We start from the raw sequence: 15284 nt of genomic DNA, 5'->3' as shown, positions 1-15284 counted from the left end.
GCAAATCAGCCGGTTTTCATAAAACTCATCTGCATGGACGCCATTGCACCTGCCATGCCCAGGATCATCGTGGCGTTGAGAATCAACATCCCGAAGTTGAAGATTGCCGCCTGGCGTTTTACACGCTCAACGGAACGCTCGAGCCAATCGCGTCCAAACTCGCCTAGCGTCTTTTCAAACCCACTCAACGAGGCCAGCAGACGAAGAGCTTCGACGCCTTCGCGAGAAGGAAAATTCAATCGGCTTTGATGTAACGCCTTACCCAGATCACTGCCGGTCATGACATAGTCCAATGTCATGTCGATGCGCTCTCGCAGATAGGGGGAAGCAAATTCGGACATACGTTGAAGTGCGATGCGGATTTGCATCCCTGATCCAATCAGGACGGCGATATCAATGAGAAATGAGCTGCCGACAACCTCGCGATATATCGACCAGGGTGGAATACGTTCGACCCACAGCCGGCTTCTACCATGCCAATGGGGTATGGAAAGCAAGATTGCCAAAACCGATACCACAGAGCCGATTAGTAGTAGTGGCCAGAAGTTCGCTACGACATCGGCCCCATTACGAATCAGGCGATTGGACAGCGAAAGCTGTGAGGGGTCGAGACGCGACAGCAGTGCGGGCACCAGTCGCGTCGAAAACACATAGGCCGCAACCCCCATTCCCAGCAGCTGCAAAAGCGGACCTACCGCGGCGCTCAGGAGCGTCTTCTTGATAGTGCCTTGGACACGAATCAGCTCTCGACAACGCTCCAGCGCCCCGGAAAGGTCATTACCCTGCTCACCCGCAGAGAGCGCCAGCGCTTCCGAAGGCGGCGCCCAGGAGGAAACCCCACGGGAGAGCGTCAGACCCTCGTCGGCAACACGGCTTAGCAGGTCTTCGGTCATCAACGCCATCGGCCGCCAAGGATGCCGCCCCTCCGCGGAATAGACCGATAGCATCGCCGTCAAGGCGTCGCGTAAAGAGACGCCATTCTTCAGCAGCAAGCGCAAGCTGGCATAGAAATCAGAACGCTTCCGAGCGTCAATCCACACCTTGGCAAAGCTCAGCCTTATACGATGAGCATCATTGAAGAGGAGGCCAATCATGAAAAGCTCTCCTCTGACGCGAGCAGTTGCTCATCGTCACCGATGCGGGTGCCCGTCTCGCGCTCGGCAAGCGCCGGGTCGAGAGTACCGTCCAGGATGCGCTGTCCCAGGAGTGCACTCTTGCTGATCCCACCCAATTTCGTCAGCCAGTGACGGCGTGCCGGATGCTTGCCGCGGGTACGGAAAATCTCCATGAACGCGTAGTCCGGCGCGATCATCTCCGCGATCACGATCCGGCCGTTGATGCCACGATGGCAGCTATCACAGCCCTCACCCCGCGCACGGATCGTCTCGCGGCGCCCCCCTGGCGTGCGCTCGACCAATGCCTGCAGCCGCGCCTCCAGCTCGGTATTACCGCTCTCGCCAAAGGGCCAGGGGGTGGCGCAATGAGGGCAGACGGTGGGAACCAGCGATTGATTCACGAGGAGATGAAGCAGCTGAGGGTCGAACAGTAGATCATCGGCAATGCCCAGCTCACGTAGACGGGCCGGAATCATGGTGGCATCGGTGACATGCAGCGTGGTCGCCACTCCGTGTCCCGTCATGGCAGCGTCGAATGCCGCACTCGCCGACGCCCCGTCGCGGACCTCCCCCACCATGATGTAGTCAGGGTTGAGGCGCATGAAGTTGGTGATGGCTTCTGACCAAGCGCGCTTCACTGCCCCCCGATCGTTCTCGTCGACGACCTGGATCGGCGTCTGAACCGCCCCAGCGATTTCGTACTCGGGGGGATGCTCGGCGGTGATGAGATGAATGCCTTGGCCAGTTTCTCGAAGTAGCCAGCTCATGGCGGCCTGTAGCGTCGTCGATTTACCCGACCCGGTGGGCCCTGACAGCACCATGATGCCGCGGCGACGCCAGAGTGCTGCCTTCATCATCTCGACCTGACTGGGGACAAAGCCCATCTCTTCCAGTGGTCGCATCTGCTTGATGCCCGGCAGCAGGCGCATCACCATCAGGGTGCCCTTGTCAGTCGGGCGTGTTGAAATTCGCGCCCCGTAAAGGCCCAGTTCGCGCACCACGTCTTCGCCTAGCCGAGCATCCTGCGGTCGCAGCGGGTTGTAGTGCGGCTTGCTGACATCACACATTCCCTGATAGATCGTTGAACACAGCATCAGACCATCGTCTCGCGAGACCTGAAGTGTGGGCACCAGCTCGCCGTGGATGCGATACCAAATCGAGGTTCGCGCGTCCCCTACGCGGATATGAATGTCCGAGGCGCCGCGAGCGACGGCACGGCGCAGCAACCCGGTTACCTCGGCGCGGCTACCCAGCAGTCTCTGCGCACGATCGTCGTCGGCCTGGCCCTCCAAGGTCTGTAGCTCTTCGAGCTCGACAATGCGCACGACGATCTCGGGACAGAGACGTCGCGCGCGCTGTTGGAATGACATGACGTCCGGGCGGCTCTGATAAGCCCTGGCAATCAACAGCTCACCATCAGCTATTCCCACCTGCTCGCGTAGCTCCTCGGGAACCTGGAGCGTCAACTTGGCAGCGGCGTTTCCGTCAACGACCATCGCAGAGGACTCGCTCATGACGGCCCCCCGACAAGCGTCAAGGTATGTGGCTTACCCTCGGCATCCTGCAGGACCACCGTGGTCGCATCGATACCGCGCACCCGATACGCATCGAGACGCTGCCCGGCACGCACATCGACTTGCCTGCCATCGGGCAGCAGCAATGAGGCCACCCATGCCCCACCGCCGCCATAAATGGCGACTGGCTGGGGAAGTGTCGTCGGCTTGCGGTGCTGTACTACTGAATCAGTGGCCGGCTCACCAGCCTCCATAGGAGCTTCAGGAGCTGTCGCCGTCGCGGGTGCAGGTACTGCGGTCGGATCGCTGCCATCCAGTTCTGCGAGCAGCGCCTTCTGACGCGCCTGGGCTTCCAGCAGCAGATTGCCGCGCAGCAGGCTCGACAGCTTGTCGAGGGTCGGGTCCGGTTGGACATCCGACTCCGCGGCGACGCTCGTGCCCGAGAAGAGCATCAGCAGAGCGAGCACGCAGACAGCAACTGCCGTCTGCTGCCGGCCCTGACGATCACGATTTGGCATCGGCATAGAAATCTCCTGTGACATGCCATGACGCGCGCTCTACTTGCACACCGTCTCCGTTCTTCAGTGCGTTGAGCGACAGCGTGACCCTTTTGATTCGAACCCCGGGCAGATCCAGGTCTCGAGCTACCAGCATGGCTAGCGCCCCACCTTGGAAATCGAAGTCGAAGGTGTTCCACGGGAGTTGCACCGTCGGTGCGTCATCACTCGGCACTTCTCCCGGTAACAGCACCTTCACCGGTGCCTCGTCGCGGCGAGAGAAATTCACCGGCTGCGCCACGCGCTGGAACACCGAGGTGAAGGCTACGAGTTGTCCCTGCGGCAGAGGCAGCGACTCGTCGCGGTACTGAGGGTGCGCAACAGGTTCGGGCAGGCGAACTCGGGCTTCCTCGCCCCGCTCGCCAAAGGCGACTTCTGCGCTAGACGCAAACGCCCTGGCACGTGCTGCCTGAAAATTCTGGGTGCTCAATCCTTCCGAGCGCGCATAGCTGAGGATCAGCTGATCCTTGTCGCACTCGGCGCCGGTCAACGGCCAACCGGCCACGAAAACCGGCATTTCGAGGATTCGCGCGATGCAGGCTTTGCCGAGATTGGTGGCTTCGGACTTCCAGGGATGCGCCAGCAAGGCTTGGCGCTGGGCCTCAAGCTCCGCAGCATGCTCAGCCTCGCGGCGGGCCTGCTCTGCCGCCGCCCGCTTCGCGGCCTGGCTATCGAGATAGTGCTGATACCAGCTGTACCCAACGATGCAGCCCGCCAACAGGGTCAGTCCGCCCGCGGCGAGCGCGAGCCGCCGCCGCCGTGCGGCGAGCGAGGTCGTGGAGAGGACGATGAGTCTGGCGCGCTGCAGCTCACGTCGCCGCGGACGCTGCTCGAAAAACGCCGCGAGCGAAGTCTCACTATCGCTCTCGCCAAACCCAAAGTGCGCCGGCATCGTGAGCCGGAAGTCCCCGTCCGATATGGGATGCATGGCAACGAGGTCGACGAGGCCGTTGCGGATCTGCGCCTCGGGCCCTGCGATATCGAACCCGGGCATGATCAGCCCGCCCTCGTCGACAGCGACCAGGGCGTAAATCGTCTCCTCCTGCTCGGCATCGGCGGGAAGCTCGAGGATCGTCACGCTCTTAGGGCCTTGCCGGTCGGCGATCAGAGACGCCAGACTGAATCCCTTCCCTCGATTACCGAACCCCACCCCGAGACGCCCGGGCAATCGCCGCATCGCAACACTCTGGAACTGGAGTTCCTGGCCCCTCTCACGCAGCTCGCGCGCACCGGTCCGCGCTGACATCACCTGCCAGAACAGTCCGGCCACATAATCCCGGCCGCGGTGCTGGACCACGTGCTCGTTCATGACGACCTCAAGACCGGCGTGAGCAGGATCACCACGACATCCCGCTGATGCTCGGCGCTTCGCTGGCCACCGAGCAAAATGTTGTTGGGATTGCCTACACCGCTGCGATCAGCCGAGTCACTGGTCTGATCGAACCCCGTCAGCACCAGCGTCTCGCCGCTGCGGATACGGACTCGCTGCGAGAAGGATCGGCTGTCGATCTCCGGCACCTGGATCGACTGATCTCCACTGGAGACCGTCCTGAGGGCGATCAGAGAGGACAGCGAGATGTTGAATTGCAGAAGGATCTCGTTGCTCCCGGACTCTGGAAGCACGTACGGCAGCACATTCATATTGAGCCCAGTCGTCACGGTCCCAGGGGTCAGCTCGCTGGTGAGCCCCACATCGGTGGTGGCCGTCGTCGAAGAGGACTGCAGGTAGGCTGTCTGGCGAGCGACCTGGATGGGTACCGGCTGCAGATTGGTGGTGGTCGCTGACGGCGACGCAGAGACACTGACGGCGCCCTGCTTCGACAGCGCTGACAGGATCGCCCGAGTGCCGGCCAGGGTGCTGTTGGAGGTATCGAGCACGTTGAAGGTGAGCTGGCTCGCCCCATTGATCGCGGCGTTGCCGGAGGCACCCAGCTTGATGCCCAGACTCTTGGCCGCAGACTGATACACGGCACCCCAGTCGATGCCAAGCGCGTCACTCCGACTCAGCCGGACGTTGATCACCTTGGCATTGATCACCACCTGCTGTGTCAGCAGCTTGTTCAAACGCTCGACATACCGCGACACCTGGTCGATCACCGCCGGCACGTCTTTGACTGTCACGGAGCCGGTCGAGGTGGACATCGACATTCGGCCCACCCCAGGCGTGAGCATGGTGCCGATATCCTGATTGATATCGGCGAGAACGTCGGTTGCCAAGGTCATCTGAGAGGAAGACTCGCTGCCGGTCTGGCCGCTGACACCCGAATCACTCCCCCCCGAGCTGCCGCCACCGGCACCGCTGCCAGTGGACACTGACGTGCCACTATTGACCCGGCTGGACCAGCTCGACGACATCGCGAAGGAGTAGATCGGGAAGGTCTTGCTCTGGAGATAGCTGACCTCGATGCTGGGATCGGGCCGATTCGCGTCGTAGCTCCAGGAGAGCCCCAGATCCGCGGTGACTTGATCCAGCAGCGCATTGAGCGGCCCACCCAGCCAATCGATCGACACTCGCTTGACGCGCCCCATAGAGGTGCTTCGCGCACCGCCCGACCAGCTCGAACCACTGGAGTCCGGTAGCCCCAGCTGTTGCTCCATACCCGCATCTCCCGATGCCTCCGCCGCGCTGGGGGTCGAGCTGGGATCAAGATAGCGTTGTGCGTCCGGGGTGATGCGAATCGACACGTGACACAGGCTGCTGACACGGCGTGTCAGTTCCGACAGCGTGACCTGGCGCTGAGGGCGATAGGTGACCTCGCAGTCCAGGAACGCGGGCTGAGGCTTGGGGATCGCCACAGGCTTGTCATCGACCCACATGCCTTCGTTGACGCGGAAGAGCGGTCGTTGGGTCTCGGCCTGTTGCCGCTGCTCGAGCAGCGAGTGCGCGATACGACTCTGGGTTTCAGCCCGATCCTGAGTCTGGTCGATGTTCTTGATCGCAGAGCATCCCGTCATCCCGAGGGAAACGCCGGCAAGCAGCAGGGCAGAGAGGGTCGAGCGCATCAGTCATTCCCCCGCATGGGAGACACCACCACGAGACGCTGAGAGGGATACGTGTCCACGTAGAGCGGCCTCTTGGCACGCCGGTAGGTTTCGGAGACGGACTGCAACGCAGCGAGGAAATCGCCGCTAAAGCGCAGCGGCGCGCGGAGCTGATAGTCGTAGTCCGCACTCCACACCAGACGCCAGTGCGCTCGCGTGCTCCACTCATCCAGCCCCTCACGCAGCGATTGACCGGTATCCAGCGTCCACTCGGGTATCGCCCTCGCCTGGGTCACGGGAGCGATGGCCGCCTTCTTCTGCGGCGACGCTTTGGCAGTGGAGCCGGCCGCGGCGATCGCCGTCGCCACCTCGATCTTGGCGGGAGGCGCCGCAGGTCTCGTCGTCGCTGACGTGTCGCGTCGGGGAAGCGGTGTCTTTACCACAGACCCTGTACTGATGCTGGCGAGCAGACTCGGCGGGGGCGCCGTAGCCTCCGATGCTTGAGGGGACGGTGCGCCTGGCTTCGGGGTCGGCGCTACCGATGAAGTGGGCTCACCCTTCGCGGGATGAGTGGAGACGACTCGCCGTTCGTGCTTCGTCATCTCACGCTGAGGCTGATCCCCACCCGGTTGGCGTGGTACCGCCGAAGCCTGGTGGGAGGCGTTCTTTGTACCGGGCTCAGTGTGACGGGCCACGATCACCTTGGCGGGCGACTGCCAGCGCATGCCCTTGGGTAGGCGATATGTCACCTCGCGCCCTACCCGATCGACATAAAGCTGCCAGGGCTCCCCCGCCAAGAGCTGAAGCGCCTCCGAAAGCGGCATGGGCCCGAGATGATGATGCGCCGCCGGCAGCGGCCGGCTGTAGAGGCGCCGCTGTGCATCCGTGACCGCGCCGAACAGGGTGTATCCCGACTCATCCAGCACGTATCGAAGAGCGGTGCCGACATCGGCTTCGACGCCGGCGGGGATATTGATCTCGATCGACTGCTGCAGCAGATCACGCTGCCCCTGGCGCGGGCGCGCCGAGACCAGGGTATAACGTCCCTCGCGTGACACCTTCACCTGATCGTCGTCCGGCGCGAGCGTCGAATTCACCGCCTCCCAACCCAACAGTTTGGGTGGCGCCGGCTTGGGTACCGGAGGCGTAGCCACGGTCTGGGTGCTCTGGCAGCCGGAAAGCACGGTGACCAGCGTGATCGTGGCTAAACTCACGCGCGACATTGGCATTGACGAAGCCTCGACATCGAATAATGGGCAATGCCGATAGCGTGAGCGGATCGTCAACTAGCGTCACAAAAAACGTTTAATTCGAATCGCAATGTTTCTTGACAAAAAAAGCGCCCCGCAGGGCGCTTGATTAAATTTCATTCGAAATAGCTGATTAATCGCTGCAGTGTCTGATCATCGAATCCCGCGCCCAGAAGCGAGGCAGTCGACTTGAGCGCACAGAGTGGCGAGGCGTGCTCCTCGATCCACTCCGCTTCACCGCACGCCTTGCGGCGGTAGAGGTTCCAGGCTCCCCGCTGCCCGGCCTCTCGTGCCCCACGGACAGACTGAGGTAGCTGTCGATAACCAACCTCCAGTCGCTGCTGGGGCATCAAGGGGTTCATCACCACGACATCGATCGCGTTCGCCGCATAGCCCTCGATCTCCAGGAGCGGACGTTGATGGCCACAGGCTGTCATACCGACGACATCCAGTACCTGGCCATGCCACGTGCTCCCTTCGGAGAAGCGGGTAGCGATCCACACCATCGCTTCGGTCTCGGAACGAAACGGGCCATCTGCTCTTGGCACCACTGCATAGGCGCCATCAATGACCTCCAGATACCATCCCTCGTTCTCTGGGAAGAAGATCGGCCAGCCCGCGTCGGCCAGCTCGGTGGCCAGGCTGGCCGACGTGTCAGAGTTCCACTCGGGACGCGACAGCTCGGCACGCATCTTCGACAGCAGAACCTCATGCTGGCCGGTGTGCGTGATACCGCCGCCGCCGAAGTTGAGGTGCTCACACAAATCGTCGATGTCGACACGCGCCAGGCTATCCTCGGCAAGCTCCCCGATCTCGCCCGGAAGGCTATCCGAGTCACGCTGCAGGTAGCGCAGCGCCGCCAGGATGACGTTGATGGCGTCAGGATTTAGCTCATAGCTCTGTGCATTCATGGCCTTGCTCCAATGGTCAGGCGGAGCCACACCCACTCAGGGGCATGACCCCTGAGTGGGTGTGTAGGTTCAGAAGATGATCAGGTGACTGCAACGTCTATCACAGGGCGGGCCGAAAAAGCCTCGAGCGCCGCCTCGGGCGAGTCACCAGTGAAGGAGCGCCCCAGCCGGTCGAATACAATCCAGGCAGCGCTCCCCCGATTGCGTTCGCAGTCGTGTGCCTGGCGTAGATACCCCACCGCGACGGCAGACCAGATTGCATCGCCTTCATAAAGGGTATGACCGCCAGGTTCCGGCTTCAGGCAGTAGCAGTGCATGTCGATAGCCTCAAAATGAGTGAGGCCATCCCACCGGGAAAGGGCCCCAGGTGGAAGAAGAAAGGTTAAGCCCGTCTGGCAACGAGACCGTCTTGGCGCTAGAGATTCGTGAAACTGTCATGAAAACAGCCTCCGGGAGGAGGCTGTCTTGAATGACAAGTTCAGGCTGGATCAGCGTTTACGACGCGCTGCCATCTTGCGAAGAGTGGCGTACGCGTAGCCGCCCGCGACGGCCAGCGAGAGGGAGAGCACGACGAAGATCGTGCCCAACAGCAGGTTTGCATAATCCATCAGTCATCACCTCGCATCAGTGGTGCCGATGCTTCTGGCGTTTTTGCAGATCCTTGAGCACCAGCCAGGCGTAGCCCAAACCACCAACCGAGAGGATGAGGAAAGGAGCCATCACGGCTGCAAATCGCAGCAAATCATCGTTCATTGGCCATCAGCCTCCTTGGCTGCGTCAATGGATTGATTGATTCTAACCCTCAACACGACAGCGACCAACACCACGACAGTAGCAATACCCCCACCCAACACCGCATAGGCGAGTTGAATTTGGTGGGCGATGACACCGCCAAGTATGCAGGCCGCTACGATGGTTGAAGCGATGCGCTCTATTGCCTCAGCGATGGCAAGACCTAGCGCATGGTTTTTCTGCTTCATCGGCGCAACTCCTAAGTCTCGCGCGGAGATGCACCGCCCGGTTGGGGAGTGAATCCCCAGGCGGGTGGAATGGAAACCGACACTGACGGGAGGCTAGCTTCCCGTCAGTGCGGCGAGTGAGGTGGAATCAGGCAGCCGACTCGGCAGCACCGACAGAACCGCAGTCGCCCGTGTGCGCAGCGGCTTGAGGTTCCTCCTGGGGAGTATCGGCAGGCGGTTGGTCAGAAGGCGCTTCTTCACGCCGCGGCGCTTCATAGACCTTCTCGCCATCCACCTTGACCCAGTTGATGAACAACAGACGTGCTTTCAGGCTCACGCCGGTTTCACCCGCGCGATCCCCTTTCGTCCGTGTGAACAGGTCGGCGTACAGATCGCCCAGCTTGAAGCCGACAAGGATCTTGGGCTCGGAAAGCCCTTTCTCCTTGCGATCGGCCACCGTCGCGGCGAACTTCTTGACCAGTCTCTCCGCCTCGGCACCGCTGACGCGGCAATCGAATCGGCGGTACTCGACATCCGTCGCGGGTCCGTTCAAAGCCGAGATATCGCAAGCCCAGAATGGGTCGCCACGCTTGGGCGTGACCTGGCGAATCCGGTTGACGTAACCCACGCCGGTGATGTGGAGATCGAAGAACTGGTTATCGGTCGATTTGGACATGATGTAACTCCTTGAGTTGAGTCTAAAAAACTCCAGGAGATACACCATCCCCATCGGGGAAAGTGTTCCCCCGGATGGGTAGGTTGTGATGCGGTGCGATTAGCTGAAAAACTTGATCGCAGTCAGAAAGGCGATACCCAGTGCAAACATTCCACCGAGGCGGAGTGTCATTTGATTACCCAGTTTGACCATGTCGATCTTCAGCTCGGAACGAACAGAATCGATCTTCTGGTCCAGCTGTGAACGAACAGAATCGATCTTCTGGTTCAGGTCGGTTCGAACAGCGTCGATATCCGTTTTCAGAGCAGCGCGAGTCTCGGCAAGGTCCGTTTTGGTGGCGAGCGTATGCTCGGCCGCCTCACGGAAGGCTCGTCCATGAGCCTCGGCAATCGCTTCGGCCTGCTCCTGAGTGAAGCCGGCCGTACGCAGTTGCCTCGCGAACTCTAGGGTATCGATGGCGTACATCGTCATCTCCAGTCTTCTCCGTAGCTTGGGGAAGACACACCCCAACCGGGAAGTGTTTTCCCGGGTGGGTGAAATATCAGTGGCATCCAACCCTTGGCAGGGCGCTGTCTTGCGGGATGCGTTACAGCTTTGGGGCCCGAAGGCAAAGGGCGTCACTGATGACCGTCAGTGACCAGCGGCTTACATCGACAGGATTGCGCTGCGGCTCCACGGCGTCAACCCCAAAACGATCATCAATCGCAAGCCGTGGCGGCGATGCCGCCGCCGCGCCTTGGGATTGAGGACCAGAACCGCGAGACCAGGAAGCCACCGATACCGGTACGGGTAGCGAGTAGGGAATCAGCCATGATGCCAGCTGCCGAGCATGCCCCTCGTAGTCATGTCGACCGCTTTCGCATCCGGTCCCGAATCATGGCGTTAGACCGTTACGGTTGTGCGCGGATCCCCGCACAAAGGGAGCCCAGGGGTCAGGCGGTGGGCTCCGCCAGGGTGAATCTAAGTCCAACCGGCCAGCCGGGAACCCCCTGATGGAGATCCCTGGCTGGCCAGTCGAGATGGGCATTGAAGGGGGTCGACGACCGGTCGACCTGAAAAACAAGGAACCTGGAACCCGATACATGCCAATGTAGTGCAAGAAAGTGTCTCGCGGGGGGTGCGCATTCTCACCAGGTGTTTGCGCTTTGGGCTCGGACTCGTGAAGAGTCCAAAGGGATCAACTGATGACCGCCAGTTGACAGCGGGGTACGCCCAAATTATCGACGAGTGCGTTGCATCTGGCAAGATCACAGGCCATTCACTTCCCTGGCCCTGAACCAGCACCCCCATTTTCTGGTACGGGGATACCCCAACCTGTCCAGATGAGGCGGGATCTCACTACGCGCGCTTCTATCCGTCCCATAGTGATGGCCGCCATTCTCATTCAGGTAATCAATGATCTGCTCGATGTGCCGCTCTGTCTCCGGCGCAGAGGCAAGGAAATCATCCACCATCTTCATGGTTCGCTTGAACGGCGTCATGAACTCGGTCCCTCCGCCCCTCGCCCCAGGCTGAGCAATACGCATGTCTGGATTGAGCTGATCGATCAAGACATGTGCCGACCGGCGGGCGCCAGGCTGGATACGAGGTGCGATCCGGCGCGTGATGGTGTAACGCTGAGGGATCAGCTCAACCTCACCACCATACCGATGTTCCACGGCAGGCTGCTTCTCGATCGACATGAGCCCTATGTGGAACTCCCTTAGCAGCCACCACAGCAGATTGTTGGACCGGTATTGCGGACGCTTGCAGGCGACCCAGATCAAATGCGGCATGCCGGCCTGCTCGGGGCGCGAGTGCGTCCGCCATCGGCTCGCCTGCTCGATGACACTCAGGTTCAGCGAGCGCTTACACTCGAAGACCTGGCAGATACCCCTTCGGGTCGCGATCAGATCCGGGCGCCCGGGGAAAGTCTCTAGCACCACCTCGGGATAGGTCTCCCAACATTGGGCCCGCAATCTCTGGTCCACCACCCAGGCGATCTCCGTTTCGGCCATGACGTGGTCGAAGGCCCAAGGTTCCTCGCCACTCCCCTGCAGGTATTCCGTGTGATTGCTCTCCCAGTCATCGCGATCCATCATCCCTGCTCTCCACTGGATGACGTTCTCTTGGCGCCCCGGCGTCCCTTGGCCTTCCGCGGTCTGCTGATCGGCTTGGTGCCATCGCAATCGGGATAGCGGGAGCACGACCAGAAGTCCCCATGATCGCTCTTGCGCTTCCGCATCGTGGCCTGGCACTTGGGACAGGTTTCGCTCGGCGCCTCTGGGAGATTCAACTGGGGGCGCTGGAGCGCCAGACCGACGAGCTTATCGATCATCACATGCTGCCTGGACATGAAGTCATCGAGCGTCATCGTCCCCTCAGCGACCTGATCCAGCGCCTGCTCCCAGAGCGCTGTCATACCTGGATTGCTGATTTGCGGGGGCAACGCTGCAATGAGCCCCTGCCCCACCGGAGTCGACACGATTGTGCGCCCCTTCTTTCGGATGAAGCCGCGCTTCAGCAGCGTCTCGATGATGCCGGCGCGAGTCGCCTCAGTGCCGATACCAACGCTCTTTCGCAGCCGTGCACGTAGCCGCTCGTCGGTGACCAACTTCGCAACGTTCTTCATCGCCTTGATCAAGCCACCTTCGGTGTAGAGCTTCGGTGGCTGCGTGTGGCGATCCTTAACCCGAACCTCCCGCACAGAGTAGGTTTCTCCCTGACGGAGAGGCGGGAGCGCCTGCACGACTGAAGCCTCCTGCTCCTCATCGTCACCATCCTGCTGCCCTTTGCCCTTCCCTCGGGGGAAAAGTACCTTCCACCCCTCGATCTGTACCTGACGCCCCGAAGTCACAAACGTCTCTCCGGCAATATCCAGCCGAACATCGGTCTGATCGTACTCATGGGCAGGTAGAAACTGGGCAAGGTAATAGCGACGAATGAGATCGTAGACCCGAAACTCAGCCTCACTCATCCGATCGATCCGACAGGCGCTGGTCGTGGGAATGATCCCGTGGTGAGCTGTGATCTTGCTGTCGTCCCAGACTCGGCTCTGGAGAGTCAGATCCAAACGCTCGATAACAGGAGCAAGCTTCTCATCCGAATGCAGGAGCGCCGTCACGACCTCCCCAACCTCTTCAAGCATTGATGCCGGAAGGTAACGGCAGTCGGTACGAGGATAGGTTGCCGCATCATGGGTCTCGTACAGTGACTGGGCGATATCGAGCACCTGCTGAGCACCAAAGCCAAAGCGCCTGGAGCACTCTTCCTGCAGGGTACTTAGGCTTAACAAGAGTGGCTGAACTTCGTTCTTACGCGACGTTCGGACGGATACCACAGAGGCCTGGCCATCCTGGCAGCGGGCGGCCACCGAGCGCGCTGCCTCCTGATGGATACAACGGCCCTCCCCATCGAGCCAGTCGTCGTTGCCAGGCAGCCACGTGGCCTGAAACACCCCATCCCGAGCTTGCAGGCTTGCCATCACTTCGAAGAATGGCTTGGAAACGAAGTTGGCGATCTCCTGATCTCTTCTAACCACAAGGGCCAGCGTTGGGGTCTGAACACGGCCTACTGATAGCACGCCCTGGTGCCCCTGCTGCTGCGCTAGGATCGAAAAAGCTCTTGTCAGGTTCATGCCCACGAGCCAGTCGGCTCGTGAGCGCCCTAAGCCTGCCTGATAGAGCGGCCACGTCACCTCTCCGGGATGGATGCTACTCAGTGCCTTACGAATCGACGGTTCATTCAACGCCGAGAGCCAGAGCCGAGAGACGCGGCCTCGGTAGCCACAGGCATCAAGGATCTCGCGCCCGATAACTTCACCCTCGCGATCGGGATCGGTAGCAATCACGACTTCGCTGCACTGCTTGAGCAGCTGCTGGATGATCTTGAACTGCTTGCCAGCATCCTTACGGACGACGTGCTTCCATTGCGATGGACGGATCGGCAGCGATTCCAGCGACCAGCGTTTCAATCCCGGATCATATGACTCCGGGGGTGCTTGCTCGAGAAGATGGCCGAAGGCCCAGGTCACGGTCATTCCGTCACCCTGCAGACAGCCATTGGCTTTGCGAGAGACACCGAGAGTGGCTGCAATTTTACGAGCCTGGTCAGGTTTTTCGCAGAGAAAGAGACGAGACATCACTCGGGGCCCTTGGGGGATTCAGGGACCAGCCTGACGGGCTGGATCAGCACCGTCAGTCGGAAACGTTAACCCCCTGCAGCAGATAATGGTCGTCGTCGATGATCCAGGCCTCAGCGCCGACATAACCTGCGCCACGAGTATTGTCCTCTGCCACGCACTCCACGCCCGGATGCTGAGTCAGCGCGTGCGCCAAGCGCTGCGCCAAAGAGCCGTTGAAAGGGATATCGGCGTCCAGCCAGAACCATATGGCCGAGGTGGCATCATCGATGGTGATGACCTCGCCGCTGCACCAGCGCATCGGAACCAGATAGCGACCCTGGCCGGCTTTTAGAATAGTGGGCTTGAGCAAGGAGCCATCAGGAGCGCCGCGGGCCTGGACTTGGCGTTCCGTGAACGCCAAGATCAACTGCTCTACAACGTGACGTTGACCATACCGTGGACGGACGAAGAACCGGTGATACACCGCGCCATCGCGAGCACACATTGCCAGATAAACTCCTTTGAATACCGCTGCCGCTCTCGATAGACACCAAGTCGATTGCAGGTTGATTATTCAAAGATCAGTAATTGGGGCGGCGATCCTCACCAGCACCAACAGCACCATACCAAATCAACTCTTTCGCCTTGCGCATCGCCCAGCCGGCCGGGGCACACGAACGATGGGACTAACATGATCTTCGCACCAAGCTACATACTTTGTGGCCATCCACAACTGAGGCAAGGTTACTTTCGGGTTTAATTTTTTAGCTCTAGTAACAAACCCACCATATACTCCCCACATATTACGACCACCACAGAGGTCACAAAACATAGCATTAGCAACACAAACCGGTTATCTGAGCCCCAGGCCGCTATAACAAAAAACAAACAGCCAATCACAATCAACAGCTTTATCGTGATGAGGGACATGTTCACTCCCCGCCCGCGGCTTTCACCAACGCAGCCAAGAACGCCGGCGATACATCATTCAGCCGCGCCACTCCGTAAGCTGGGTAACTTGGCAAGCAAAGTATCTCGGCCAAGGTCATGATTCTTCCAGCCTCGTTGTCTTCGTAGCCGCACTCCCTGCAGCCACGGTTACACTTCGGAAGTCTGCTAGCGCAACCGGGGCAAATCACCACGTCCAAGTTAGTCATCAATATTCCTTTGATTATTGACCACTAGCAACAGGCCGCACTACTTGAGAGCTTCGCGCTG

The 15284-nt window shown here is 60.4% G+C and carries 14 protein-coding genes; all 14 read right to left on the bottom strand.

Annotated elements, in window-relative coordinates:
- Positions 1-5: 5 nt before the first annotated feature.
- A complete protein-coding gene (locus ABV408_RS02345) occupies positions 6-1094 on the bottom strand; it encodes a type II secretion system F family protein (RefSeq protein ID WP_353980878.1) in 1089 nt (362 codons plus the stop codon).
- Positions 1091-2629, bottom strand: coding sequence for an ATPase, T2SS/T4P/T4SS family (locus ABV408_RS02340; protein WP_353980877.1), 1539 nt, complete (start codon positions 2627-2629; stop codon positions 1091-1093). The genes ABV408_RS02345 and ABV408_RS02340 overlap by 4 nt, the downstream gene beginning before the upstream one ends.
- Positions 2626-3153 (bottom strand): type IV pilus biogenesis protein PilP, encoded by a 528-nt coding sequence (gene pilP, locus ABV408_RS02335; protein ID WP_353980876.1) that lies wholly within the window; start codon positions 3151-3153, stop codon positions 2626-2628. The genes ABV408_RS02340 and pilP overlap by 4 nt, the downstream gene beginning before the upstream one ends.
- Positions 3134-4495: a type 4b pilus protein PilO2 gene (gene pilO2, locus ABV408_RS02330; RefSeq protein ID WP_353980875.1), complete on the bottom strand. Its 1362-nt coding sequence runs from the start codon at positions 4493-4495 to the stop codon at positions 3134-3136. The genes pilP and pilO2 overlap by 20 nt, the downstream gene beginning before the upstream one ends.
- Complete coding sequence (locus ABV408_RS02325; protein WP_353980874.1) at positions 4492-6189, bottom strand: PilN family type IVB pilus formation outer membrane protein; 1698 nt, start codon at positions 6187-6189, stop codon at positions 4492-4494. Before ABV408_RS02325 ends, pilO2 begins: the two co-directional genes overlap by 4 nt.
- A complete protein-coding gene (locus ABV408_RS02320; RefSeq protein WP_353980873.1) occupies positions 6189-7397 on the bottom strand; it encodes a TcpQ domain-containing protein in 1209 nt (402 codons plus the stop codon). The genes ABV408_RS02325 and ABV408_RS02320 overlap by 1 nt, the downstream gene beginning before the upstream one ends.
- Before the next feature lie 137 nt (positions 7398-7534).
- Positions 7535-8329: a hypothetical protein gene (locus tag ABV408_RS02315; RefSeq protein ID WP_353980872.1), complete on the bottom strand. Its 795-nt coding sequence runs from the start codon at positions 8327-8329 to the stop codon at positions 7535-7537.
- Between the two features lie 624 nt (positions 8330-8953).
- Positions 8954-9082 carry a hypothetical protein gene (locus tag ABV408_RS02310; protein ID WP_353980871.1) on the bottom strand — a complete coding sequence of 43 codons (129 nt, stop codon included), beginning with the start codon at positions 9080-9082 and terminating at the stop codon, positions 8954-8956.
- Positions 9079-9309 carry a hypothetical protein gene (locus ABV408_RS02305; RefSeq protein ID WP_285951419.1) on the bottom strand — a complete coding sequence of 77 codons (231 nt, stop codon included), beginning with the start codon at positions 9307-9309 and terminating at the stop codon, positions 9079-9081. The genes ABV408_RS02310 and ABV408_RS02305 overlap by 4 nt, the downstream gene beginning before the upstream one ends.
- 127 nt (positions 9310-9436) lie before the next feature.
- Positions 9437-9964, bottom strand: coding sequence for an STY4534 family ICE replication protein (locus ABV408_RS02300; RefSeq protein WP_353980870.1), 528 nt, complete (start codon positions 9962-9964; stop codon positions 9437-9439).
- A 99-nt stretch (positions 9965-10063) separates the two neighbouring features.
- Entirely contained in the window at positions 10064-10429 is a 366-nt protein-coding gene (locus tag ABV408_RS02295; protein ID WP_353980869.1) for a coiled-coil domain-containing protein, read from the bottom strand.
- A gap of 782 nt (positions 10430-11211) precedes the next feature.
- Complete coding sequence (locus tag ABV408_RS02290) at positions 11212-12045, bottom strand: hypothetical protein (protein ID WP_353980868.1); 834 nt, start codon at positions 12043-12045, stop codon at positions 11212-11214.
- On the bottom strand, positions 12042-14084 hold the full coding sequence (locus ABV408_RS02285) for a DNA topoisomerase III (RefSeq protein ID WP_353980867.1): 2043 nt from the start codon (positions 14082-14084) through the stop codon (positions 12042-12044). The genes ABV408_RS02290 and ABV408_RS02285 overlap by 4 nt, the downstream gene beginning before the upstream one ends.
- 55 nt (positions 14085-14139) lie before the next feature.
- A complete protein-coding gene (locus ABV408_RS02280; protein ID WP_353980866.1) occupies positions 14140-14571 on the bottom strand; it encodes a hypothetical protein in 432 nt (143 codons plus the stop codon).
- Positions 14572-15284 lie beyond the last annotated feature (713 nt).

It is taken from the genome of Salinicola endophyticus, from assembly GCF_040536835.1.
In the GTDB taxonomy this organism is placed as follows: domain Bacteria; phylum Pseudomonadota; class Gammaproteobacteria; order Pseudomonadales; family Halomonadaceae; genus Salinicola; species Salinicola endophyticus_A.
Note: the sequence above shows the minus strand (reverse complement) of the source record. Positions and strands in the feature narration are given on the sequence as shown.

What these genes read in the sequence shown, in the direction of transcription:
- ABV408_RS02345 (WP_353980878.1), bottom strand. Translation starts at nt 1,094, where the DNA reads ATGATTGGCCTCCTCTTCAATGATGCTCATCGTATAAGGCTGAGCTTT.
- ABV408_RS02340 (WP_353980877.1), bottom strand. Translation starts at nt 2,629, where the DNA reads ATGAGCGAGTCCTCTGCGATGGTCGTTGACGGAAACGCCGCTGCCAAG.
- pilP (WP_353980876.1), bottom strand. Translation starts at nt 3,153, where the DNA reads ATGCCGATGCCAAATCGTGATCGTCAGGGCCGGCAGCAGACGGCAGTT.
- pilO2 (WP_353980875.1), bottom strand. Translation starts at nt 4,495, where the DNA reads ATGAACGAGCACGTGGTCCAGCACCGCGGCCGGGATTATGTGGCCGGA.
- ABV408_RS02325 (WP_353980874.1), bottom strand. Translation starts at nt 6,189, where the DNA reads ATGCGCTCGACCCTCTCTGCCCTGCTGCTTGCCGGCGTTTCCCTCGGG.
- ABV408_RS02320 (WP_353980873.1), bottom strand. Translation starts at nt 7,397, where the DNA reads ATGCCAATGTCGCGCGTGAGTTTAGCCACGATCACGCTGGTCACCGTG.
- ABV408_RS02315 (WP_353980872.1), bottom strand. Translation starts at nt 8,329, where the DNA reads ATGAATGCACAGAGCTATGAGCTAAATCCTGACGCCATCAACGTCATC.
- ABV408_RS02310 (WP_353980871.1), bottom strand. Translation starts at nt 9,082, where the DNA reads ATGAACGATGATTTGCTGCGATTTGCAGCCGTGATGGCTCCTTTCCTC.
- ABV408_RS02305 (WP_285951419.1), bottom strand. Translation starts at nt 9,309, where the DNA reads ATGAAGCAGAAAAACCATGCGCTAGGTCTTGCCATCGCTGAGGCAATA.
- ABV408_RS02300 (WP_353980870.1), bottom strand. Translation starts at nt 9,964, where the DNA reads ATGTCCAAATCGACCGATAACCAGTTCTTCGATCTCCACATCACCGGC.
- ABV408_RS02295 (WP_353980869.1), bottom strand. Translation starts at nt 10,429, where the DNA reads ATGTACGCCATCGATACCCTAGAGTTCGCGAGGCAACTGCGTACGGCC.
- ABV408_RS02290 (WP_353980868.1), bottom strand. Translation starts at nt 12,045, where the DNA reads ATGATGGATCGCGATGACTGGGAGAGCAATCACACGGAATACCTGCAG.
- ABV408_RS02285 (WP_353980867.1), bottom strand. Translation starts at nt 14,084, where the DNA reads ATGTCTCGTCTCTTTCTCTGCGAAAAACCTGACCAGGCTCGTAAAATT.
- ABV408_RS02280 (WP_353980866.1), bottom strand. Translation starts at nt 14,571, where the DNA reads ATGTGTGCTCGCGATGGCGCGGTGTATCACCGGTTCTTCGTCCGTCCA.